Annotated in this window: 19 protein-coding genes and 1 pseudogene; 9 read left to right on the forward strand and 11 right to left on the reverse strand. The window is 55.4% G+C overall.

The genetic code is table 11. The features are described from left to right. The 6 genes from VLV32_10315 to VLV32_10340 form a co-directional block, all read left to right on the forward strand. The coding region (locus tag VLV32_10315; GenBank protein ID HUL42279.1) for a peroxiredoxin at positions 1-151 on the forward strand (151 nt) is incomplete at its 5' end. Positions 152-691: 540 nt separating this feature from the next. Then, positions 692-1,066, forward strand: coding sequence for a cytochrome C552 (locus VLV32_10320; GenBank protein ID HUL42280.1), 375 nt, complete (start codon positions 692-694; stop codon positions 1,064-1,066). Positions 1,067-1,168: 102 nt separating this feature from the next. After that, entirely contained in the window at positions 1,169-2,305 is a 1,137-nt protein-coding gene (locus VLV32_10325) for an ABC transporter permease (protein ID HUL42281.1), read from the forward strand. 2 nt (positions 2,306-2,307) lie between these two features. Then, positions 2,308-3,000: an ABC transporter ATP-binding protein gene (locus tag VLV32_10330; GenBank protein HUL42282.1), complete on the forward strand. Its 693-nt coding sequence runs from the start codon at positions 2,308-2,310 to the stop codon at positions 2,998-3,000. Further along, positions 3,001-4,086: a biotin/lipoyl-binding protein gene (locus VLV32_10335; protein HUL42283.1), complete on the forward strand. Its 1,086-nt coding sequence runs from the start codon at positions 3,001-3,003 to the stop codon at positions 4,084-4,086. It abuts the gene before it with no gap. Between the two features lie 9 nt (positions 4,087-4,095). Further along, on the forward strand, positions 4,096-5,670 hold the full coding sequence (locus VLV32_10340) for an efflux transporter outer membrane subunit (GenBank protein ID HUL42284.1): 1,575 nt from the start codon (positions 4,096-4,098) through the stop codon (positions 5,668-5,670). Between the two features lie 138 nt (positions 5,671-5,808). On the opposite strand, the gene VLV32_10345 is transcribed toward VLV32_10340, so the two are convergent. From VLV32_10345 to VLV32_10370, 6 genes are all read right to left on the reverse strand, one after another. Next, complete coding sequence (locus tag VLV32_10345; protein ID HUL42285.1) at positions 5,809-6,396, reverse strand: nucleotidyltransferase family protein; 588 nt, start codon at positions 6,394-6,396, stop codon at positions 5,809-5,811. Further along, complete coding sequence (locus tag VLV32_10350) at positions 6,372-7,379, reverse strand: XdhC family protein (GenBank protein HUL42286.1); 1,008 nt, start codon at positions 7,377-7,379, stop codon at positions 6,372-6,374. Before VLV32_10350 ends, VLV32_10345 begins: the two co-directional genes overlap by 25 nt. An 87-nt stretch (positions 7,380-7,466) precedes the next feature. Next, positions 7,467-9,671 (reverse strand): molybdopterin cofactor-binding domain-containing protein, encoded by a 2,205-nt coding sequence (locus VLV32_10355; GenBank protein HUL42287.1) that lies wholly within the window; start codon positions 9,669-9,671, stop codon positions 7,467-7,469. Between the two features lie 13 nt (positions 9,672-9,684). Then, positions 9,685-10,152, reverse strand: a complete 468-nt coding sequence (locus VLV32_10360; protein ID HUL42288.1) for a (2Fe-2S)-binding protein — start codon at positions 10,150-10,152, stop codon at positions 9,685-9,687. Positions 10,153-10,283: 131 nt separating this feature from the next. Beyond that, positions 10,284-12,482 carry a xanthine dehydrogenase family protein molybdopterin-binding subunit gene (locus VLV32_10365; GenBank protein HUL42289.1) on the reverse strand — a complete coding sequence of 733 codons (2,199 nt, stop codon included), beginning with the start codon at positions 12,480-12,482 and terminating at the stop codon, positions 10,284-10,286. An 11-nt stretch (positions 12,483-12,493) separates the two neighbouring features. After that, positions 12,494-12,949 (reverse strand): (2Fe-2S)-binding protein, encoded by a 456-nt coding sequence (locus VLV32_10370; protein HUL42290.1) that lies wholly within the window; start codon positions 12,947-12,949, stop codon positions 12,494-12,496. Between the two features lie 430 nt (positions 12,950-13,379). On the opposite strand from VLV32_10370, the pseudogene VLV32_10375 reads away from it, so the two are divergent. Next, a pseudogene (locus VLV32_10375) lies at positions 13,380-13,792 on the forward strand (zinc-binding dehydrogenase). A gap of 127 nt (positions 13,793-13,919) precedes the next feature. Here VLV32_10375 and lpoB read toward each other — a convergent pair. From lpoB to VLV32_10395, 4 genes are all read right to left on the reverse strand, one after another. Beyond that, positions 13,920-14,510: a penicillin-binding protein activator LpoB gene (gene lpoB, locus VLV32_10380; GenBank protein ID HUL42291.1), complete on the reverse strand. Its 591-nt coding sequence runs from the start codon at positions 14,508-14,510 to the stop codon at positions 13,920-13,922. Positions 14,511-14,586: 76 nt separating this feature from the next. Further along, a complete protein-coding gene (locus tag VLV32_10385) occupies positions 14,587-15,021 on the reverse strand; it encodes a YcfL family protein (GenBank protein ID HUL42292.1) in 435 nt (144 codons plus the stop codon). Next, the gene (locus tag VLV32_10390; GenBank protein HUL42293.1) at positions 15,018-16,472 is read right to left on the reverse strand and encodes a hypothetical protein; all 1,455 of its coding nucleotides are present in this window, start codon (positions 16,470-16,472) and stop codon (positions 15,018-15,020) included. The genes VLV32_10385 and VLV32_10390 overlap by 4 nt, the downstream gene beginning before the upstream one ends. A 325-nt stretch (positions 16,473-16,797) precedes the next feature. Next, positions 16,798-17,202, reverse strand: a complete 405-nt coding sequence (locus VLV32_10395) for a hypothetical protein (protein ID HUL42294.1) — start codon at positions 17,200-17,202, stop codon at positions 16,798-16,800. 239 nt (positions 17,203-17,441) lie between these two features. Between VLV32_10395 and VLV32_10400 the strand changes: the two genes are divergently transcribed. Both VLV32_10400 and VLV32_10405 read left to right on the forward strand, forming a co-directional pair. Beyond that, positions 17,442-18,563 carry a hypothetical protein gene (locus VLV32_10400; protein ID HUL42295.1) on the forward strand — a complete coding sequence of 374 codons (1,122 nt, stop codon included), beginning with the start codon at positions 17,442-17,444 and terminating at the stop codon, positions 18,561-18,563. Between the two features lie 227 nt (positions 18,564-18,790). After that, complete coding sequence (locus VLV32_10405) at positions 18,791-20,602, forward strand: monovalent cation:proton antiporter-2 (CPA2) family protein (protein HUL42296.1); 1,812 nt, start codon at positions 18,791-18,793, stop codon at positions 20,600-20,602. 56 nt (positions 20,603-20,658) lie between these two features. Here the strand turns inward: VLV32_10405 and ftsH are convergent, their stop codons facing one another. Beyond that, entirely contained in the window at positions 20,659-22,539 is a 1,881-nt protein-coding gene (gene ftsH, locus VLV32_10410; protein HUL42297.1) for an ATP-dependent zinc metalloprotease FtsH, read from the reverse strand. Positions 22,540-22,698 lie beyond the last annotated feature (159 nt).

Here is a 22,698-nt window from a genome sequence, read left to right on the forward strand (position 1 = left end):
CAAACATTCGGTGGCAACGCCGGTGAACTGGAGGCCGGGTCAAGACGTCATCATCCCCACCTCGGTTTCCGATGAAGAGGCAAAAAAGAAATACCCGCAGGGATTTAAAACCCTGAAGCCGTATCTGCGTACCGTGGCACAGCCGAAGTAAGTTGTCAGCATACGGTATTAACAGCGGGGCGCGGTTGGGGCCCCGTTTTGCGTCGGCAAGGAGTTCCAGAAGCATTCCTCAGCAAACGCGAATCCGAGCGGGTTGGCCGCGCCGGAATTAGAAATGGCTTACAGGCGCGCGGACCGCCTAGAGAACCCCGAATCCTTTCTTAATCGCAAACGATGTCCAAGTCGCGAAAATCAGGAAAACGCCTATGTTCGAACAGCATCGGCATAGTTTCGCATTTAGCCGAGGCCCAAGGGCAATGAACTTGGCAAAAGAATCCGTTGAGGTTGACCTAGGTCAAAGAATTGAGATAAGTAGGTGATATATTTGGAGTTTTCATGGCCGTATGAGGGCGTTCCAGATAAAGAATTTCAAAGCGGTAATGGACTTTATTCACGGGCGTGCTATTGGTTCGCTACAATTCGATGCGGTTGCAGTACCGAATCCGACGCGGAATTTTTTTACCAATAGCTGCTCCAATCATCGGCTATGTGGAGATTTACAACTACATTTTTGACAGGGCTCGCCGTAGCAATGGCTCCCATCTTCGTGGACGGCCAATCTACACCAGAATCTGCGCAGCGGGACATTGAAATGGAGAAGCTGGCGGAAGAAAGCGGTTGCAACCTCTGCCATTCACTTCAGCATCGAAATTACGGGTGGAGCGAAGTATTGCCGATTGGCCCTTCCTGGGAGGATGTGGCAAGAAAATACAAGGGCCAAAAGGGAACCGTTGACCGTCTGGTCGCGATCGTGCGCCAAGGCTCAGGTACCGATTCTTCGGCTCAGCACTGGAAGGGCAAAGCTAGCGGGGTAGCTATGCCACCAAATGCTGTTGAAATCAGTAAACCGGACGCTGAGAAGCTGGTGCGTTGGATCTTATCGTTGGACAAAACCGCACGCCAGTAAAGATTGGAATCGATAGCCCGGCCTGTTGCAATACAGTGCCGACTAGAGCACGCGCTCAAAAAGGCTATACCTGACCGTTGACTGGAAGACAGGAGTTTTAGCGTGAAAGGAATCTTCAGGCTCGCATTCAAGCTTTTAGTAAACGATACCGCCAAATTTACCGCGCTGCTTGTCGGGATAACCTTCGCGGTATTTCTAATGATTCAGATGACATCGATTTTTGCTGGCGTCCTGGGCAAGTCATCTGCGAACGTAACGAATATTGGATCGTCGATCTGGGTGATGGACCCGGCCGTGAATACCGTAGCAAACACTATCCCCATGCCGGATTACGTACTGGACGCAATACGGAGCATAAACGGGGTCAAATATGCTGTGCCGTTGTATTCCGGAGCCGCGCTTGCCAAGCTTCGAAGCGGTACCTATCAATCGGTAAGTGTGCTTGGATTAGACGATACCAGCCTGGTGGGCAGACCCAAGCTCCTCGAGGGAAATATCGACGACATCTTTGCTGAAAACGCTTTCATTGTGGTAAAGGATACTGAATTTCAAAAATTCGAAAGCCCGACGGTAGGATATGAGTTTGAGATCAACGACCACCGCGGGATTGTGGTCGGCATTGCCAAGCTCGCTTCTGCCGGATTATTCGGAATTCCGACGCTCTACACCACTTACAACCGGGCACTTCAATACTTGCCAAACAGTAGATTTACCCTTTCTTATGTTCTCGTCGAACCGAAGAGCATTGGCGATGTGCAACATATCAAGCAGCAGATAAAAGCACTCGGCTATTTGGCCCTTACCAAGAAGGAGTTTATCCAACGAATTTCAGATTTTTATATATACCAGACTAGCCTTGGAACAAATATACTGCTGATGACCATAATCAGCTTTATCGTGGGTCTATCCATATCGGGGCAAACTTTTTACACGTTTGTCCTGGAGAACCTTGAAAAATTCGGAGCCTTAAAAGCGATAGGCACTAAGCGATACGAGCTTGTGTGCATGATTCTTTTTCAAGCAGGTTTTACGGCGCTCATAGGTTACGGTTTGGGAATCGGGCTGTGCACAGCCCTGATAGCATTCGCGAAGTTGAGGCTTCCCAGTTATGCAGCCATTGTGACCTTCGCGAACATTGGGCTCGCATTTGTCATGGTTCTGATAATTGCCGGTATCTCAAGCTACATCGGCATCAGAAAGGTGCTCAAAATAGAACCCTTTGACATATTCAGAGGCTAGTTATGCCAAATACGGCAATCAAAGCGAACCAGTTGGCAAAATGGTTTGGAGAAGGCGCGGCAAAGACTCAGGCCGTCAAGGATGTGAGTTTTGAGGCTTATTTTGGCGAGATGCTTTACATTGTGGGTCCATCGGGAAGCGGCAAGACAACTCTGCTAAGCATGATTTCAGGCATACTCCGCCCTAACTCGGGCACGGTAATTGTTGAAGATAAAGACATTTGGAATTTGCCCGAAGACGAGATTGCCGATTTTAGACTGAACACAATTGGTTTTGTGTTCCAGGATTACCACCTCTTTCCGCGGCTGACCACAGTTGAAAATGTCGCAATCCCGCTTATTTTGAAAAAGCGCGACTGGGACGAATCAATGCACGAGGCGGCAAAATGTCTTGAGATAGTCGGACTCAAAGAACGCGCGGATCTCCATCCAGTCAAACTGAGTGGCGGCGAGCAGCAGCGGGTCGCGATTGCGCGCGCTATTGTTAGCCGCCCTGATATTTTGATATTTGACGAACCGACCGCTTCGCTGGATGGCGACACAGGGAGGGCGATTATCGAATTTGTAAAGACAAATATTCTCAGTGAGAACCGTTGTATTTTGATCGTGACACACGATGCCAGAATTTTCGAATTCGCGAATGAAATAATGAAGATGGAAGATGGACGGATAGTCGGAGTCGAAAAGGTACACTAGGTGAGAAACAAGCTGCTACTCTTGCTATGCGCTGTCGGCATCTTGGCTGGACTGCTAAGCGCGTATATTTCCAGTGCTCCAAAAATTCCGCTGTCGCCCGCGTTTAATCCGGCTTCAAATCCCTACGAAAAAGGGATCTACGCCAACGGCATCATTGAGAGCTATCAGACAAACGGCGAGAACATCAACATCTACCCCGAGGTATCCGCCCCAATCACACAGATCCTGGTCAGCGAGGGGGATACTGTGCACCAAGGCGCTCCGCTGCTCACGATGGATGACTCGGTTCAGAGGGCAACCGCCGAGCAGCAGAAGTCTCAGGCGGAGGCAGCATTGGCCCTTCTGAAAGAACTGAAGGCCCAGCCCAGAAAAGAAACCTTGCAGGTGTCTGAAGCGCAAGTTGTGTTGGCGAGGGCTAATTTGAAAACCGCAAAGGACCAACTGGATAAACAGAGGGAGTCTTACGAACTGGAACCCAAATCGGTAAGCAAGGACACGCTGGATAATGCAATCAATGCCGTCGAAGTAGCAAAGGCTAACCTGGAAGTCGCCGAGAAACAACTCGAACTCACAAAAGCCGGAGCGTGGATATACGACATCGAAAATCAGGAAAAACAGTACAACGCGCTGTCCAAAGCATACTTGGCATCAAGTGCTCTGCTGGCGAAGTACACCATACGTGCGCCGATGGATGGGGTCGTTCTCGCAATTAAGGCGGCAGTAGGAAGCTACGTATCACCGCAGGGAGCCTATGGCACTTACACCGAAGATTTCAACCCGGTGGTCGTCATGGGAAGTGCGCAGGCCTACCTCGAGGTTAGATGCTACATCGACGAGATATTGGTACACCGACTGCCTCAAGGCGCAGAAATGAAAGCAACGATGTTGATCCGAGGCACCAACATCAGCATTCCCTTGGAGTACCTGCGCGCACAGCCCTATGTATCGCCCAAAATTGAATTGTCGAACCAGAGGCAAGAGCGGGTGGATGTAAGAGTGCTGCCTTTGATCTTCAGGTTCAAGAAACCGGATAACGTCAACCTTTACCCAGGACAACTGGTGGATGTGTATGTCGCGGAGAAATAGGAGGACAAATTGAAGATATTCGACGGCAAACAATCAGCTTATGCGGCGACGTCGCGGAGACCCGTGCGCTTACCCATTCAAAAATTTCAGCGCGTGCTCGCCGGCGGACGGGCTTTGCGCGTAGTGCGGGGCTTGTGCCTGGCGTCACTCTGCTCTGTCGTAGGTTGCGCGGTCGGACCGGATTTCGTTCCTCCGAGCAAGCCATCGGTTGGGCAGTATACGCATGGCAAAGAGCCAAGCGCGACGTTAAACGCGGACGGTCAAGCCCAGCACTTCGAACCGGGCGCGGAGGTGGTCGGCGACTGGTGGCGACTGTTCAACTCCGACAAACTGGATAGCGTAGTCAAAGAAGCTGTTACTCAAAATCAGAATATTCAATCGGCGCAGGCAAGCTTGCGCCAGAGTCGAGCACAATTGCAGGCCGGTTACGGAGTTTTCTATCCTCAAATTGACGCCGGATTTAGCGCGTCACGTCAAAGGTCGTCGCCGGCCCGCGTTAGCGGAAACGTCGAGAGCAGCGTATTTAATTTATTCACACTTTCAGCGGTGGTTAGCTATACCCTCGATGTGTTCGGGGGAGAACGCCGTAACATCGAAAACCTGCAGGCCTTAGTCGAATATCAACGCTATACATTATTGGCAACCTATCTCACGCTCACGGGCAACATTGTTAACGCGACCATCGCCCAGGCTGCGTATGCTGCAGAAATTGAAGCTACGCAACAACTTGTTGACTCTCTTAAGGAGGAGATAAAGATTACCGAGGCCCAAGCGCAAGCAGGAACGATACCTTATTCGAACCTGCTTAGTTTGCAGTCTCAATCGGCCGCCATCGAGGCGACTCTTCCGCCGATTAGACAAAAACTTAACCAGACTGAGCATTTGCTCGCGACACTTGCAGGTCGCGCGCCTGCGGATTGGCAGCCCCAGAAAATTAGTTTGGAGGAGATCGCGCTTCCCGAGAATCTACCGCTTACCTTGCCCTCGGAGGTTGTTGGTCAACGCCCGGATATTCTCGAGGCGGAAGCCTTGTTACATAGCAGCAGTGCCCAAATCGGGATTGCCACCGCTGCTCTATTTCCCAGTTTTACAATAAATGCAGGTTATGGTCTCAACAATACTTCGGCGGGTAATCTGTTCGGTAGTAACAGCAGCTTCTGGAGTATAGGTGGGGGCGTTGTGGCACCATTGTTTCACGGCGGGACCCTGCTCTCCCAACGCCAAGCCGCAATTGAAGGATACCAGCAATCGCTAAGCAACTATCGGCAGACGGTTCTTGGCGGCCTCGAGCAGGTTGCTGATACGCTACGTGCCTTGGAACATGACGCCGAAACATTGCAGGCCGAGTCGAATGCGCTTACTACCGCAGAGGAAGCGCTTAGCCTGATACGGACAAATTACCGGGCCGGCACGGTGAGTTACCTCCAAGTTCTAATCGCAACCACTCAGTTCCATCAGGCGCAGATAGGTTATCTGCAAGCAAAGGCTCAACGCTTGCAGGATACCGTTGCACTTTACGTTGCCCTCGGCGGCGGGTGGTGGAACGGCGGTAATCTGGTGCCCGCAAATGCGGCCGCAGGATAATGGTTGAAACGTATCTCCCGCCGTCGGCTGGTCGCGTTATTGCTTCTCCAAGGAAACGTGGGTCGTGATCTCCCGCAGACAGCCAACGGCCCGAAGCCGAACACAGGCACAACGCTCAACCTCGGAGCCCGGAAAATATTAGAGCTTTGCGAGCTGGTCCGGAGTATCTATGTCGATCAGGATGCCGGGATCGTGCGTATCAATGCGTACAAGTTCGCGCGAGTCACGCGCGAGAAGCGTTCTTGCGCCTTGATCGCCGTCCAGCTGCAGCAAATCATCGAGGTATTTCTTACCAAATGCAACCGGATGTCCGCGCCGGCCCGCAAAATAAGGCGCTGCAAGTGCAGTTCCAGACGCTATGGCTTGGGCAAGCGCCATGATCGTCTGACGCTGAACCTGTGGCATGTCAGCGAGCGCCACGATCCAACCGTCCGCGTCTCGTGCTATGCTGACACCGAAAGCCAGGCTTGCCCCCATTCCGCGCCAGGCTTCGGCGCATGCTACAGTGTCAAGCCCTTCCTGGATCAGCAATTTGCTTAGCTCCGCTTCGCCCGGACGCACCACCGCGACCACGTGATTCAAGGCGCCCTTGAGGTTGCGCGCCGCCGCAGTAACTACGGGTAATCCATCAGGAAGCTTTGCAAGCAACTTCTTGCCGCCGAAACGGCGCGCTCCTCCTGCGGCGAGCAGGACTCCGCAGATCACGATTCGGTCAAGCCGGCGCATGCTCCGGCCTTTGTCGCCCGCTCGTTCACTGCAACGAGCTCGATACCGTTACGAAGCGCGGTAAGCTCCGCGAGAATTGCCAACGCGATCTCCGGCGGTGTGCGGCTTCCAATGCGCAAACCAACCGGCCCTTTAAGCCGAGCGATCTCCGCATCACTCAGGTCGAAGTGTTGCCTGAGCCTTTGCTTGCGCTTCGCGGTATTTGCCTTGGAACCCAGCGCGCCGACGTAGAAAGCCGGGGATTTAAGCCCTTCCAGAAGCGCCATGTCGTCCAGCTTCGGGTCGTGTGTGGCAGCAACGATTGCGGTGTGTCCGTCCGGTTCCAAAGCCAGCACCATGTCGTCAGGCATCGCAGTGGAAAATTCTGTGCCGGGCACCTGCCAGCTCTTGAAATATTCTTCCCGTGGGTCGCACACTATCACATGGTAATCCAACGCGAGCGCCATCCGCGCCAGATATTGCGCGAGCTGCCCGGCTCCGATGATGAGCAGGCGCCAGCGCGGTCCATAGATTGTTTTCAGCCATACGCCGTCGAATTGCATCGTGTCATCGCGTTTCGCCGGCGCAAGCGTAGCGTGTCCGCTACCAAGCTCCATGCTGCGTGAAACAATCTCGCGGCGTTGAATACGCTCCTGCAGTTCCCGCAAAAGCGCGATCTCCGGCGCAGGTTCCAGAACCAATTGCAGCGTGCCGCCGCACGGCAATCCGAAACGCGTGGCCTCCTGCGGGGTTACGCCATACGTCACGATTTCAGGCCGTTTGTTGTTTATGCGCTTTTCGCGCACGCGCGAGATCAGGTCATCTTCAATGCAACCACCGGAAACCGAGCCTACAATGAGGCCGTCATCCCGGATCACCAGCCAGGCCCCAGGCGGGCGCGGCGCGGATCCAAAGGTCGCGACAACTGTGGCCAACATGATCCGATGGCCGACATCGCCCCATGCAATCGCGCTTTTGAGTACTTCCAGGTCTACGCTATCCATTTCAGATCTCAAGGCCGGTTAAGATGATCACAGTAACCGATCGACGCGTCTGCCTGAAGTACGGACATACGGCGTTGCACAACCTCGCTATACCTTTTTCAGGGCCGAGAGCACCTTATCCGGTGTAAAGGGTACCGAACGTAAGCGTACTCCGACCGCATCGAATACCGCATTGGAGATGGCCGAAGGCACTACCGCTGCAGCGGGCTCACCGGCGCCCCAAGGTTTTTCCTTGGGCCGGTCAATAAGCTCGACCTCGACTTCGGGCACGTCCGGAAAGGTGAGGATCGGATAACTCACCCAGTCGACGCTCGTCACGGTCGAACGGTTGAATTGCACTTCCTCGATGAGTGTGCGGCTTACTGTCTGAATTACGTTGCCCTCGATCTGATTCCTGAGGCCATCGGGGTTGATGATCTGGCCGCAGTCATGCACCACGGTGAACTTGGTTACCTGGATCTTGCCAGTCTTCCGGTCGACCTTCACATCTGCGACGACGCCCACATAAGTTCGCACTAGTTCATATTTGGTATATGAGACGCCGCGTCCGCTTGCAATATCGCTTTTGGCATTGCGCGTCTTGCGCGGCTGCCAGTCGGCGGCCTTGGCCAAGCGCTCAAGCAGCTCGGTGCCGCGCGGGTCGTTGAGATTGCGCAGACGGAACTCGAGGGGGTCGGAGCCTGCCGCATACGCCAGCTCGTCCATGAAGCTTTCATTGCCGAAGGTGTTCTGCATCCGGCCCGGTGAGCGGATCCAGGAGGGCCGGAGCGGCGTGTGGGCCAACCAGTGCACGGTTGCCCTGATGTTGGAAAAGGTATACGGGATCGCAAGCGACTGGTTGATGTTGCCGGGGAATGCGGTATCCTTGGGCAGTCCCGATAATTCGGCGGCAAGGAGGGTAACGGCAAATTGCTTCGGCTTTTCGGGGAGAAATACTTCCGACTCCCAGGCGACAACGTTCCCTTCGGAGTCAACTGCACCGCGATAATCGAGCAGTATAGGTGGTCCCTTGGGGTCCCAACCGTGCTCGTCGGCGCGCATCCACTGCACCCGCACGGGACGCCCGGTAACTTTGGCGAGTAACGCGGCATCGGCCGCCGCGTCTTCGTGGCCGTTCCTGCCGTAGCAGCCGGCGCCGTCCACATAGAGGCAGCGAATGTTTTCCGGCGGAATGCTGAACATATTGGCGAGCTGCTTTCGCAACGCGTGCGTCGCCTGCGAGGCACTCCAGCAAGTAAGCTTGTCTTCCTTCCACTCGACCACTGCGCACGACGGTCCGATCGAGCCGTGGGTGTGGATCGCGAAGTTGTAAGTGGCGTTCATTTTTTTCGTTGCCTGCTGCATCGCCTCGGCGGGGTCGCCAACACTCTGCAGCACTTCGTCGCTGTTGATTTTGGTCGAGCGCACGTAGTTCCATAGCTCGCTCTTCTCGGGCAGTCCCTCCCACGTCGACCAGTTTGCCTTCACCGCTGTTGCGGCTTTGATCGCAGCCCACTCGTTCTCCGCCACCACCGCGAGGAAATTACCCTGTCTGACCGTCTGCACGAAGCCTTTGATCCTCTTCGCCCCACTGTCGTCGTAGGACAGCAGCTCCGCGCGGATTGCTGTCGGCCGGATCACGCGCCCGTGCAGCATGCCAGACAGCTTGAAGTCCTGCATGTACGTAAATTCTCCGGTGACCTTCGCCGGAATGTCAACGCGCGGAATCGACTGGCCGACGATCTTGTACTGCCCTGGATCTTTGAGTGGCGCCTTGGCGTCGACCTTCAAATCGAAGTTCCTGCCGCCGACCAGCTCACTGTAAGGCGCCCGCTGAGTACCGGACTTGGCCGTGACCGTTCCGCTTTCGGTGGCGAGCTCGCTCGCCGGGAGATTGAAGCGCTTGGCGGCCTCGCTCACCAGCGCCGCTCGCGCAGTTGCTGCGGCTTGGCGGATCTGCATGCCAGCTACTTGAATGGTGAGGCTGCCCCAGGTAATGCCCTGATCGGGAGTGAGCAGCGTGTCGCCTTCGATGATTTTCACGTTCTGGAACGGCACGTCGAGTTCGTCGGCAACGATCTGGGTCAGCGCCGTCCTGACGCCGGTGCCGAGATCCACATGGCCTGAATAGAGAGTGACGCCGCCGCTCGCATCGATTGAGAGAAAGCCATCAACCTGGTCGAGGGCAACGCTTTTTGCGGCGGTCTGGTCCTGTGCCGCGAGACTCGGAAGCAGGCCGCTTAAGGAGAAAGTGACGACAAGCGAGCCGCCGGCTTTGAGGAATTCACGCCGGGTAACAGTTTGGGTTAGCATGGCCATTTTTCTCCTATGCCATTTCCGTCGAGCGCTTGATCGCTCGCACGATGCGTACATGCGTGCCGCAACGGCACAGGTTGCCCGCGAGCGCCCGCTTGATTTCGTTTTCGCTCGGGTGTTTATTGGTCTTGAGAAAAGCCGCGGCCTGCATGATCATGCCATTGATACAGTAGCCGCACTGTACTGCCTGTTCTTCGATGAAAGCCTTTTGCAGCGGGTGTGGATGGTCCGCTGTCCCGAGGCCTTCAAGGGTAACGATTTTCTTGCCGACGGCCTGTGCACTGGGATAGAGACAGGAGCGCACCGCGATGCCGTTGACGTGCACCGTGCAGGCGCCGCACTGGCCGAGACCGCAGCCAAAACGCGGGCCGTGCAGACCGAGATCGTCGCGCAGCGCATACAGGAGCGGCATTTGCGGATCATCAACGGTGATTGTGGTGCGCTTCCCGTTCACGTCGAGCGTGAGTTGATTTTCCATGGCGGCCTCCTCTTTAATTGCGTTTTCATCTTAGCTCTTCCGGATACTTGTGCCAAGTTGATTGGCGCCCACGATCCATTGTGACTCAGGAAGCCTTGCAACTGTTAGACGTCGTAAGGCTGTGAAAAGATTTAAGTCTTCTCGAGCTGGCTGCCGATAGGTAACTGATGGATGCGCTTGCCGGTAGCCATATAGAGTGCGTTGACCACTGCCGGGGCTACGGGTGGCACTCCGGGTTCACCTACACCTGTTGGCTTTTCCTTCGAGGGAACAATGTGCACCTCGATAATCGGCATCTCTGCGATGCGCAGCACGCGGTAGTCCTGAAAATTGGATTGATCGACTTTTCCCTCGGTCAAGGTAATTGCACCGTACAGCGCGGCTGTCAATCCATAACCAATTCCGCCTTCCATTTGCGCCCGAATAATATCGGGATTAACAGCAATACCGCAATCCACCGCGCAAACGACTCGATCGACATGAAAACTGCCGTCTTGCTTCACGGTCACTTCCGCAACCTGCGCGACGAAGGAATTAAAAGACTCATGCACAGCGACTCCGCGGCCGCGCTTCTCGCCCTCCGCGCCGGGGGCCAGCGGAGAATTCCACTGCGCTTTCTCTGCGACAAGCTCAAGGACTCCGGCATGACGCGGGTGATTTGCTAACAGCGACATGCGAAATGCGACCGGGTCCGTCCCGGCCAATTGCGCCACTTCGTCAATAAATGTTTCGGTTACGAAGGCGTTGTGGCTGGAACCCACGGAACGCCACCACTGCACCGGCACCCCCAATTGAGGCGAATGCAGGTCTACCATCAGGTTGGGAATTTCGTATGGCAGGTTTGCCCCTCCTTCTATCGAAGTGGGATCAACGCCATTCTTGACCATCCTGCCCAAAGGCGTTCCCGCGAGGATCGACTGGCCGACGATGCGATGTGTCCATGCCACGAGACTGCCGCTTGCGTCGAGACCCGCTTTTATCTCATGATAGAACATGGGCCTATAATAGCCCGCTCGAGTGTCATCTTCCCGGGTCCATACCAACTTCACCGGCGCGCGGCCTTTTATGGCCTTGGCGATTTGCGCCGCTTCCACCAGATAGTCCGAGTACGGATTTGCGCGGCGTCCAAAGCTGCCGCCCGCGTAAAGCATATGCAGTTTTACTTGTTCCGGCTTCAATCCCAACACTCTGGCCAATGAAATTTGGTCGACAGTCTGGAATTGCTCGCCGTTCCAAATTTCGCAGCCGTTCCTGCTAAGCCGCACGACGCAGTCCATTGGCTCCATTGCGGCGTGGGCGAGATAGGGAAGTTCAAACGCGGACTCAAGCTTTTTCGCGGCTCCCGCGAACGCTGCGCCGGGATCGCCGTCCTTGCGCACCACCTGCCCGGGTTGTTTTGCAAGCTCCCGGTATTGTGAGAAGATCTCCGCGGATCCAAGTTTGAACGCGGCAGATTCGTCCCACTCCACCAATAAGGCGTCGCGGCCTTGTTTGGCGGACCAAAAATCCGTTGCGAGGACTGCTACGCCGCTGGGAACCTCCACCACCGTCACAACTCCCTTGATTGCCTTGGACTTGGACGCGTCGAAGGACTCGACCTTTCCGCCAAAGCGCGGCGCATGCGCGACTACGGCGGTGAGCAAGCCGGGTAGCCGCACGTCCTGTGTAAAGACGGCGAGTCCAGTCGTTTTGTCGTGTGAATCCTTGCGCGGCACGCGCTTGCCGATAAAAACAAAATCATCGGGATCTTTAAGTTTGACCTCCGCGGGCACCGGCAACCCGGCCGCCCTTTCGGCAAGCTGCCCAAATGTCGCCTTGCGGCCGGATTGCTGATGCGCGACTTCGCCTTCTCGCACCGTGATGGAATCCGGCGTAACCTTCCAACCTTGAGCAGCAGCCGTCACCAGCATGGCTCGGGCCGTTGCACCTGCACGTCGCATCTGGTCGAAAGAATTGGCGATCGCGCTGCTGCCGCCGGTTCCCTGCATCGGGCCCCACAGTAGGTTGTTATAAAGCTTGACGTCAGCGGGCGCGCCTTCAACGCGAATTTGGGACCAAGATGCGTCCAGTTCATCCGCCACCAGTGTCGCGAGGCCCGTGTAAGTACCCTGCCCCATTTCCAAATGTTTGGCGACAACGGTGACCGTGTTGTCATTAGCAATGCGAACGAAGGCGTTCGGCTTGAAATCTGATTCCAACATCATGTTGTTACCGGTTTTGCCCGGGCCGCCTTGGGCCATCGCGCGCGGCAAGTAGAAGGCCAGAGTCAATCCAGCACCAGCCTTAAGGAAATTTCTGCGGCTATCGTTAATGATTTGCGTCCCGTTCATGGTTTCGATCCTCAAGCCAGCGTCTTGGCCGCGTCATGGATAGCGGCGCGAATGCGCACATAAGTCGCGCACCGGCAGATATTCCCGCCCATCGCAGCATCGATATCCGCGTCGCTGGGATTGTTATTGCTAGCCAAAAGCGCAGCCGCGCTCATAATTTGGCCCGATTGGCAATAGCCGCATTGAACAACGTCCAGCCGTTGCCAAGCAGCCTGAACCGCCTTGCCGGCCTTGCTTTTCAAGCCCTCAATCGTGATGATCTGCTTGTCCGCGACCGCCGAGATCGGCGTAACACATGATCGAACCGGCACGCTGTTCAAATGGACTGTGCAGGCACCGCACAGGGCAATGCCGCAACCGTATTTGGTGCCGGTCAGATTCAGTTGATCGCGCAATACCCAGAGCAACGGGGTGTTTGGGTCCGCGGAAACGGTTCGCCGCTTTCCGTTGACCATTAAGGACGTCATGTTGTTTTCCTTTCCAAATGGATCTAATCGTTTCGAGGCCTTGGCCCAGGCGGTTCGCCAGGCATCGGCCGTGACCCGGCATTTTCAATCCGAACAAGTGGATCAAAAATCTGCAAATTACATTTTAGGGCGCTCCGCACTTTTTTGCCAGATCGCAATCTTATTTTGCTAGGGAAAGTTACAGCAATATTTCAGCAGCGTTGCGCAACATTGATTGCGTCCGGGTTGTGGGGGGCGGGTGGCCTGTTTTTCGGCGCCATGCTCTACAAATTTGCCTCTGACGCCTTGCCATTTTTGGGTTGTGCAGGAAAGCCATTGGCGCGTAATCTCTCACCAGGAGAAATCTCATGAGTACAACTGAACAGGGCGGGTATCAAAACGGAGGCATTACACCGAAATCGTTATGAGCCGAAAAAGGAGCAGTTAACTGGACGCGAGACGCCTTGGCGCCGATGAGGTGGCCGTCTCAAAAAATCCCAGTGCAATGAAAAAGTGCTCGAACAGCTTTAAATTCATACTCAACACCGTGGCCGAATCGCACAATCTTGATGCCTATCTTGAGTTGCTCAAGCGCGACGGCACCATGTGCCTGATCGGCGCGCCTGCGCATCCGCAGCCGTCAGCAAGTATCGGAAATTTCCTTACCCGGCGTCGGCAGTTGGCCGGTTCGCTTATTGGAGGAATCCGCTAGACGCAGGAGATGCTTGACTTCTGTGCCGAGCAGGACATCATTTCGGACGTCGAAATCATCCCAATGCAGAAAACAACAAAGCCTATGAACGCATGCTCAGAAGCGACGTTAAGTACCGTTTTGTCATCGATATCGCGACGCTGAGGCAGTAGGCTCGCACCACGGTGTCACAAATTATTTTTTGATCGGGTTCGAGGAGGTCGGGGCTGCGGGTTTTTGAACGACATGTTTGCATACAATCCGACTTGAAGCGCACTTGTGCGGCAAGCGCGGGTTTCGTTAGTCCTTGCTCGTAGTCTTGCGGATCTCCTTTTCGTCCGACCAATCGAGCAGCCCGTCCTGTATGTTCCATAGCTGCAGATTAAACTTGTAAAAGACGTCCTTGACGTCCTTTGTTTGCTTCACAATCGAGATGATGTTCCCTTCCATGCGATACTGGGCGGCGACCATCCGGCCTTTTTCCGCGGCGTGCTCCGGGTCATACAGATCGCTCTGCTGCCGCTGCAATTCCTGAACCTGCTGTCTCATGTCCGCTTCGTCCACGGCGAAGCGAACCTTGCCGCTCTTTTGCAGCTCGGCGCGGATAGAGTCAGTGATCGCACGGGTGTCGATATATTCGCTGGTCTTGTTCTTCACCTCTTGCACCGTAACGATAGGCAGGTTGCCGCTAGCGATGGCGGAGGATTGCAGCATGGAGCGCGTCATGGACTCGGCGATCATCTGCAGGTCAGTCGAGCCAAATTGGTTGGTGACTGTTTCCACGCTTGTCGATTCCCCATAACGGGTCACCGGGCTGGCGCAGCCGGCGGCGAACGCAACCGCAGTCGCAAGCGATACAAGCGCAAGGCGGCGGCTAAATTTGAAATCCATCATTACTCTCCTTTCAGAAATCAGGCCCGTCGTGAAAGGCCATCCATCCCCCCCTTTAGATCCCCGGTACTCGCAATTACTCCTCTCCCATCAAAATCAGGCGGAAATCGACCGCTTTGTTTGTGGGAGCTACTGCGCTGACTACCTGGTTGCTGTTCTCGTACATGAGGAGCGGCTTCCAGGCTTCTTCATCCCAAGCGCGCATGCCTTCCTGGTCAATCCAGCGGAATTTGTAGGCAACGCGCCTAACATGCGAGCTGTCGTTATTTAAAGTGACGTCGACCTTAAGCAAATCGCCGGTCATCGTGCAGCGCATCTCAATCGGTTCGATGGTGGTGCGCTTGCCCTCAGTCAAAACTTTCAGCTTGTCCAGATCTTCCATTGAACTGACTTTGGCATCACCGATCGGACAACCGAACGCAAAACCGGGCTTTTCAAAACCTTTCTTGGTAGCGCAGCCGGCAAGCAACGCGGCTGCGGCCAGCATAACGATAATAGAAGTTCGGTTCATTTTGGGCCCTCCATGGTATGGGTTTGCTGTTCCAACGTTCCTGGCGCGCTCTCCGTTGACGGCGGGGCTGGGCTCCCTGCCGCATTCGGTTGCCAGCCACCCGTAGGGACCACTTCGGGGGGCTGCGCAAAGAGCTGGCGCCGCAATATGCGTAAGTCTACCACGGCGTAGCGGCCGGAGATGTTAACTTGCACGCTGCGCAGCCCTTCCGGAGTTGGCAGCGTCACGGTATGCAATCCGGGGCTGAGCCTTCCGCGAGCAATGGCGATTTCCGACGGAAGCGTACGCCAAGTCCGCTCATCAGCTGATTCGGTAGCCACCGAGCCGAGCATCACTGCGAGCGCAGCTATTATCAATGCCGCGTTGTCCTTTTTCTGCCCCTGGTGTTGCAGCGGATATTGCGCCAGTGCTTTGGCGGTTGAGCGGATTGAAGCGCGCAAGATGATACCGGGCATGTCATCCTTAAGCGCGCGGCGCGCCATGAGGTCTATGCTCGTTATTGGTGCCACGGTCAGCGCCTGCCTATCATCCACTCTAAGCTCGCTGGGCAGGAATGGCGTTGAAGTTGACACCATTACCGGGAAGGAAACCGGCACAACAATCAGTGTGCCGTTCACCGGGACCGGCAACCGGAATTGTCGCGAGATCAGAGCGGGCGCGGTGCCCGACCCGATCACGAATAACACGTCGGTAAGTCCGTCATCGGATGCACTTACGCGCTGGTCCAGGCCGCGCAGCGCCTCCTCCAGCAGCGGCTGGTTGGGCTGCAGTTCGTTCGCGAGACGGTAACCGGGCGCGGCCAGGCTCGGTTCGCCAAGTGACTCGTAGACGAAGCCCGCGAGATAATGTGAGAGTGCGCTCTGGTAGCTGTTCTTGAGGGCATTCACTGCAGGGTTATCGATAGTTTCGACCGGATAGCCGTTAAGTTCCGTGAAGCTTGTTTGCGCGCCCCGATTCAAGGCTTCTTGCTCAACAGCGATGACTTCCTTGCTGCGCAGATCTGCGATCACGGCTTCGAGCTCGTGCGTTTGCTTAATCGCCACGCGTGCATCGTCGAAGTCGTCCATGGCCAGGAAATTGAGCGCGATATATGTGAGAAGCATCACTTTTTCGTAGTCGTGGCCTTCGTATGGCCGCACCTTATCGTTGATCAGATAGCTCGCGACGTCCGGGAGCAGCTTATAAGGGCTGGTTTGTGCGGTGTATTCCCAGGCCTGCACGTATGCGTTCGCCGCCATCCAGGATTTTTGGCTGTCCGCATAGCGATCGCCAAGGCGCTGCAGCATGCCAAGCTCTAAGTAGTACAGCAGATCCTTGTCGGAGCCGCGGTTGTTTGAGTCCAGAACTTTGATCGCATCGTCAACTTTGCCGCTGGACGTCTGGTCCAGGGTATCCCGCATCTCGGTATCGTAGCTGCGGAATGCGGCGCAGCCCGAAAGGCAGACGGCCACGAAGACAACTAGCGCACAGCGCCATCCGCCCGCACCATGGCGGGACACTGACCACTGAAAGGCACGGGGATGTTCTGTCAACTTAGGGAAAAGGCACCAAGCTGTTTCGTCAAATTAAGACTCATCGGAAACTCAAGGAGTTCAGGGTAGCACTTTTCCGCACAACTCTAAATTCCGGTAGCGAACTTGTCACATGCGGTAAATGATAACCCCGCAGACACTTCGTTCTATTGTGCTGGATCGGCCCAAGAAAAACCCCACCGCAGTGGGGTTTTTCAAGTAGTAGAATGGGTTAGACTCAATAACCTCTGCCATTTGGAACCTTTTACCTTTGGGTACGGTCCCTGAAGTCCACGCGGCGGTCCATGCGGTCGGCGTGCAGATCCCGTACGTCATTCCTGCGTTCGGCTCGGTCGCCATGCAGGTCGCTCCTATCCTGCCGAATGTCCTTGTTATCGCTGCGCAAGTCTTTTCGCTCCTGTACCGCACCCGCTTTATTTCCATCTTTGCGATCTTCAGCCAATGCGCGGCGGTCTTGTCCGCGGTCCCGACGCTCAGCGCCCAATTCACGCCGGTCCTCGCGCACATCACGGGTGTCGTGTCCTATATCACGCCTGTCATGCCGAATCTCTTTTGTATCCTGCCTGACGTCGCTATCAGCAGCGCAAACAGCCGGCAGCGTGGCCACGGCAAACACCACGCCCAATACTACTGTCGTTTGCTTCCACATTTTCCAATTCTCCTTGAGTGAGTTTTAACGTATGAAAACCTGAACTTCCCGCAAAAATGGGAGCAAAAGACATGCCATGGAGTAGCCCGGGGACAGTGGCCCGTTTCGCCTTGCGGGAAAACGCTTACACGGCAATAATTCGCTTAAACAGCCTTTTTTTGTCATCATCTGCCGTCGACGAGAACCCCAATATCCGCCGGACTAAACAAATTTGGGGGAAACCGATTTACAGTGCAGGCATGATCAAGAAATTCCTAAACAAGGAATCAGCGCTGATTCCCGCCCTCACGACCGGTGGATTGTTCCTTCTCTTCGGAAACAGCTGGCTTAGTGATCTATCAAACTTCGTGCGGGATGGAATTTTGATCGTTTGGCTGTTTTGCGTGATCGTATGGGGAGCGATTAGCGTGGTACGACACGCCGACGGCCTCGCGATCAATCTGGGCGAACCGTACGGCACCTTGATCCTCACATTCTCGGTCGCCAGTCTTGAGATCATGGCGGTGGCCGTGGTCATGCTTACCGGCCTCGAAAATCCCACGCTCGCGCGCGACACTATGTTCTCTGTCGTCATGATCGCGCTGAACGGTCTGATCGGTCTTGGCCTGCTGCTCGGCGGTTGGCGGTATCGGGAGCAAGGTTACAACCTGCGCGGGGTGAACGCATATCTCGGCGTTATCATTTCACTCGCCATCTTCGGCTTGGTAGTCCCGAACTTCACGACATCCACCGCAGGCCCCACGTTCTCGTCCCACCAGGAAGGATTTCTGATTGCGATGTGCACCGGCTTATATGCAGTTTTTCTCGCAATCCAAACAACTCGTCATCGTGAATATTTCCTCGCACCCCAAATAAATGGCGGTGCGGGCCTTCGAGCGCCCGATAGGGCCGGCGACCGCTCCTATCCGCGTTCGACTACTTACCACACGGGACTATTGTTGTGCTACCTGGCCTTGGTCATTTACCTGGTCGAAAATCTTGCGGTACTGTTGAATTACGGTCTTGACGTGCTCGCAGCCCCGCCGGCGCTAGGCGCGCTGCTGGTCGCCGTGTTGGTGCTCTCTCCTGAGGGGCTCGGCGCCATCCAAGCGGCCCTTCAGAATGATCTCCAGCGCACGGTGAACATTTTGCTCGGCTCGGTGCTCGCGACCCTTGCCTTGACCATACCCTCGGTACTGATCATCGGCCTGATTAAAGGCACAAACGTCATACTGGGCCTTGCAGGCGTCGACCAAGTAATGCTGCTGCTCACCCTGCTGGTCAGTACCGTTACGTTCGCGAGCGGGCGCACCAATGTCCTGCAAGGCGCAGTCCACCTGATGCTTTTTCTCGCCTACTTCATGCTGATTTTCTGGAAGTAGGCTGCTGCCAGATCGGCGCGACATTGCGCGCGGTCATTGTTGTCATGTGAGTAAATATAGTGGCGTTGCTTGAGTGCAAGGAAAAAAGTAGAAATTAACGCGAACATTAGTAAAAGCGGAAAATCGGCAACAAGTTAATGCCGCTATTATGAGCAGCATAGGAAATCCATGCTAAGCACAATGAAAAGTCTTAAATCTTCTTCTCTGCTAACGATACCGGGAAAATCATGTCTCCATTAATTGAAACCGCCATTTATCTTTCCGCGGCAGTGATAGCCGTACCGCTTTTCAGAAAGCTGCGTTTTGGAGCAGTGCTGGGATACCTCGCGGCGGGGATCGTCATCGGACCACATGTGCTCGGTCTTGTGAGCAACGTGGACAGCATACTGCATTTCTCTGAGCTCGGCGTGGTGCTGCTTCTGTTCATCATCGGTTTGGAATTACAGCCCTCCCGCCTTTGGGTACTGCGCAAAACGGTGTTCGGCCTGGGTTCGGCGCAGGTTGCTGTCACAGCCGCGTTGCTGGGCCTGATTGTTTATAGCCTGGGCCTCACTCCTGAGAGTGCTTTGATTGCCGGTCTCGGGCTTTCGCTCTCTTCCACGGCCTTTGTACTTCAGATTCTGGCTGAAAAAAATCAGTTGACGACGCGCTACGGCAGAACCTCGTTTGCAATTTTGCTGTTTCAAGACCTGGCCGTTATCCCAATGCTGGCCCTGATCCCGCTGCTCGCGGCCAAAGGCATCACTTCCGGCCAGACGAGCCCCGGCTATGCAGCGATAAGGGCGCTGGCTGTGGTCGCGGCAGTAATAATCGGCGGGCGCTACCTGTTACGTCCGGTGTTCAGGGCCATTGCGGAGAGCCGCATTCAGGAGGTCTTTACCGCCGCGGCGCTATTGGTCGTGATCGGCACGTCGCTGTTGATGGAACTTGCCGGCTTGTCGATGTCGCTTGGAGCCTTCATCGCGGGCGTATTGCTCGCAGACTCGGAATACCGACATGAGCTCGAAGCCAACATCGAACCTTTCAAAGGCTTGTTGTTGGGTTTGTTCTTCATTGCTGTGGGCATGTCTGCCAATCTCGACCTCGTGGCTTCCCGGCCATTTGCCGTACTGGCGGCGGTCGTCGTTATGATGGCAATTAAGGCAGCGGCGGTATTTGCCATCGGGAGAATATCGGGGTGCTCAAACACTTCGGCACGCAATCTTGCCGTATCGCTCTCCCAAGGCGGCGAATTCGCATTCGTGCTTTTTGGCCTCGCCGCCACTCTCCAAATTATGGACCCGACCCTAGCCGACATGCTTATTGTTGTAGTTACACTATCTATGGCCCTCACTCCCGCTTTGTTTTCGCTCAACGCAGCCGCTGAAAAGCGTTGGCTGAAATCAAGCAAACCAGCGGATTTCGACAACATAGATGCGGGAGAAAACCGGGTGATCATCGCCGGATTCGGCCGTGTCGGCCAGATCGTCGGTCGTATTCTGCGCTTAAGAAAAATCCGCTTTACTGCCCTGGAATTGAGCCAGGAGCAGCTGGACGTCGTGCGACGATTCGGCAATAAAGTTTATTACGGCGACGCATCGCGCCTGGAGCTGCTGCGCGCCGCCAAAGCGGACAAGGCGGAAATCTTTGTCCTGGCGATCGACGATGTGGCCTCCTCCCTCAAAACCGCTGCGACCGTAAAAAAGCATTTTCCCAATCTGGCGATTTATGCGCGCGCCCGCAACCGTTTTCATGCGTACCAGCTGATGGATATAGGCGTAGATGGAATGATACGCGAGACGCTTTTGTCTTCGCTAGAACTGTCAAGACAAGTATTGCGCGGATTGGGCATTGACGAGGAGAAGGCCCACGGCACCATAGAAATGTTTAAGGGCCACGATGAAAAAACGCTCCTCGCGCAGCACGCGGTTTACCACGATGAGACTAAGCTCATACAAAGTACGAAAGAGGCCGCGCGCGAGTTGCAGGGAATATTCGAGGCTGATCTTTCGTCTGAAAATGATTCGGGCAACTCGGTCGCGCCTGTTCCATCGCGTTAATTGGTTCCCGTTATAACCAGTCCTAGGCGGATTCCGAGAGACCGAAGCGGCGTTCGTTATGCCGTTTTCGCCTCACCAGTTGCTATTTGCGCCTGCGGCCGCAGGCGCACGAGGTCCTCTTCTGTCAGCGTTTCCTTTTGCAACAATTCGCGCGCTCCACGTTCCAGCAGCTGGCGTTGATGCGTAAGTATGCCGAGCGCCTTGTCAAACGCCGCACCCACGAGCGTGCGCACAGCGTGGTCGATTTCGCGCGCAGTCTCCTCGCTGTATTCGCGCATCGGCGCCGGCGCGCCGGGCACCGGCAGGAACTGCGAGCGCTCAGCTTCGTAGGCGACATGACCAAGGTTATTATCCATCCCAAAGCGCATTACCATGTTGCGCGCGATGTCCGTAATCTTTGCAAGATCATCGGCGGCGCCGGTCGAGATTTCCCCGAAGATGAGTTGCTCCGCGGCGCGGCCGCCGAGCAGCACTGCCATCTTGTTTTCCAGCTCCTCGCGCGTCATGAGGAAGCGGTCCTCAGTGGGGCGCTGAATGGTGTATCCGAGCGCACCGATGCCGCGCGGGATAATCGAGACCTTGTGCACCGGATCTGTCCCAGGCAACGACATCGCCACCAACGCGTGCCCCATCTCATGGTGCGCAACGACCATCCGCTCGTGCGGGTTGAGCAGGCGGTTTTTCTTTTCGAGGCCTGCAACGATACGCTCCACCGCATTGGTAAAGTCATCCATGGTCACCGCAGTTGCCCTGCGGCGCGTGGCAAGTAGCGCCGCTTCGTTAACAAGATTCGCGAGGTCGGCGCCTGAGAATCCAGGCGTAAGCGCCGCGATTTTCTCTGGGTCCACTTCCGGTCCAAGCTGTATTTTTTTTAAATGCACAGATAGAATCGCCACGCGACCCTTCTTGTCCGGACGATCCACCAGCACCTGGCGATCGAAACGTCCAGCGCGAAGCAGTGCCGGGTCGAGGATCTCGGGACGATTGGTTGCGGCAAGCAGTACCACTCCGCTGCTGGGGTCAAAGCCGTCCATTTCGGAAAGCAGCTGATTGAGCGTCTGTTCCTTTTCGTCGTGACCCCCCATCGGATAGGCGCTGCGGGCGCGCCCAAGCGCATCGAGTTCGTCGATGAAGATAATCGCCGGCGCTCTGGCGCGCGCCTGCTCGAAGAGATCGCGCACCCGCGCCGCGCCGACTCCGACGAACATCTCCACGAACTCGGAGCCGTTTATGGAGAAAAACGGCACGTTCGCCTCGCCGGCAACTGCCCGGGCAAGCAACGTTTTCCCCGTGCCGGGCGGACCGACGAGCAGAACACCCTTGGGGATGCGCGCGCCGAGACGCCCGTATTCTTGCGGGTTTTTAAGAAACTCGATAACTTCGTGCAGCTCCTCTTTCGCTTCGTCTACGCCGGCAACATCGTCAAACGTTACGCCGGTCTGTTTTTCCATGTAGACTTTGGCCTTGCTTTTGCCGATTTCAAGGAAGCCGCCGGCTCCACCGGTCATCCGCCGCATGAGGAAGCCCCATAGGGCAAAAAAGATAACTGCCGGCACAACCCACGAGAGCAGGGTCGAGAACCATTTATTTTCGTATTTGCCCGCGAAGGGAACCTTGGCTGTTTCAAGTTCGCCCACCAGCGCAGGATCATTTACGCGCGCGACGACAAAATGACCCGCTTTCCCGCCGGCGTGCTCTAATTGCTGGAGCCGCTCTTTTGGCAGCACGCCTTCCAGCCCCTGGGTCTTGAACGTGCCCGTAATCACGTCCTCGCCGATCACAACCTTCTCGATATTGCCACTCTTCAGCAAGGTCTTGAACTCGCTATAGGAAAGGTTCTCTACATGCGCGCCAAAGAATGCCTCCTGCATCCACAGAATGAGCAGGAATACGACGATGAAATACCAGATCGAGAATTGTTGATGCTTTATCTCCACAGCTATCCTCTCCGTCCGTCCCTACCACCAATCTTAATTTGAACGCGTTACGCAGCGGAGTCAAATTTTTCTATGGGGCACAGATAGCCGGAAGTGATATTTGAATTGCTTGAGGATAACTGCGACCAAATTCCAAATGCATCCGCGACCTAGCGCGAA

This window comes from Burkholderiales bacterium (genome assembly GCA_035518095.1).
Taxonomy (GTDB): Bacteria; Pseudomonadota; Gammaproteobacteria; order Burkholderiales; family JAHFRG01; genus JAHFRG01.

Coding starts and splice junctions, on each gene's coding strand:
- VLV32_10320 (HUL42280.1), top strand. CDS start 692: ATGGCTCCCATCTTCGTGGACGGCCAATCTACACCAGAATCTGCGCAG.
- VLV32_10330 (HUL42282.1), top strand. CDS start 2,308: ATGCCAAATACGGCAATCAAAGCGAACCAGTTGGCAAAATGGTTTGGA.
- VLV32_10345 (HUL42285.1), bottom strand. CDS start 6,396: ATGCGCCGGCTTGACCGAATCGTGATCTGCGGAGTCCTGCTCGCCGCA.
- VLV32_10350 (HUL42286.1), bottom strand. CDS start 7,379: ATGGATAGCGTAGACCTGGAAGTACTCAAAAGCGCGATTGCATGGGGC.
- VLV32_10355 (HUL42287.1), bottom strand. CDS start 9,671: ATGCTAACCCAAACTGTTACCCGGCGTGAATTCCTCAAAGCCGGCGGC.
- VLV32_10360 (HUL42288.1), bottom strand. CDS start 10,152: ATGGAAAATCAACTCACGCTCGACGTGAACGGGAAGCGCACCACAATC.
- VLV32_10365 (HUL42289.1), bottom strand. CDS start 12,482: ATGAACGGGACGCAAATCATTAACGATAGCCGCAGAAATTTCCTTAAG.
- VLV32_10370 (HUL42290.1), bottom strand. CDS start 12,949: ATGACGTCCTTAATGGTCAACGGAAAGCGGCGAACCGTTTCCGCGGAC.
- lpoB (HUL42291.1), bottom strand. CDS start 14,510: ATGGATTTCAAATTTAGCCGCCGCCTTGCGCTTGTATCGCTTGCGACT.
- VLV32_10385 (HUL42292.1), bottom strand. CDS start 15,021: ATGAACCGAACTTCTATTATCGTTATGCTGGCCGCAGCCGCGTTGCTT.
- VLV32_10395 (HUL42294.1), bottom strand. CDS start 17,202: ATGTGGAAGCAAACGACAGTAGTATTGGGCGTGGTGTTTGCCGTGGCC.
- VLV32_10400 (HUL42295.1), top strand. CDS start 17,442: ATGATCAAGAAATTCCTAAACAAGGAATCAGCGCTGATTCCCGCCCTC.
- VLV32_10405 (HUL42296.1), top strand. CDS start 18,791: ATGTCTCCATTAATTGAAACCGCCATTTATCTTTCCGCGGCAGTGATA.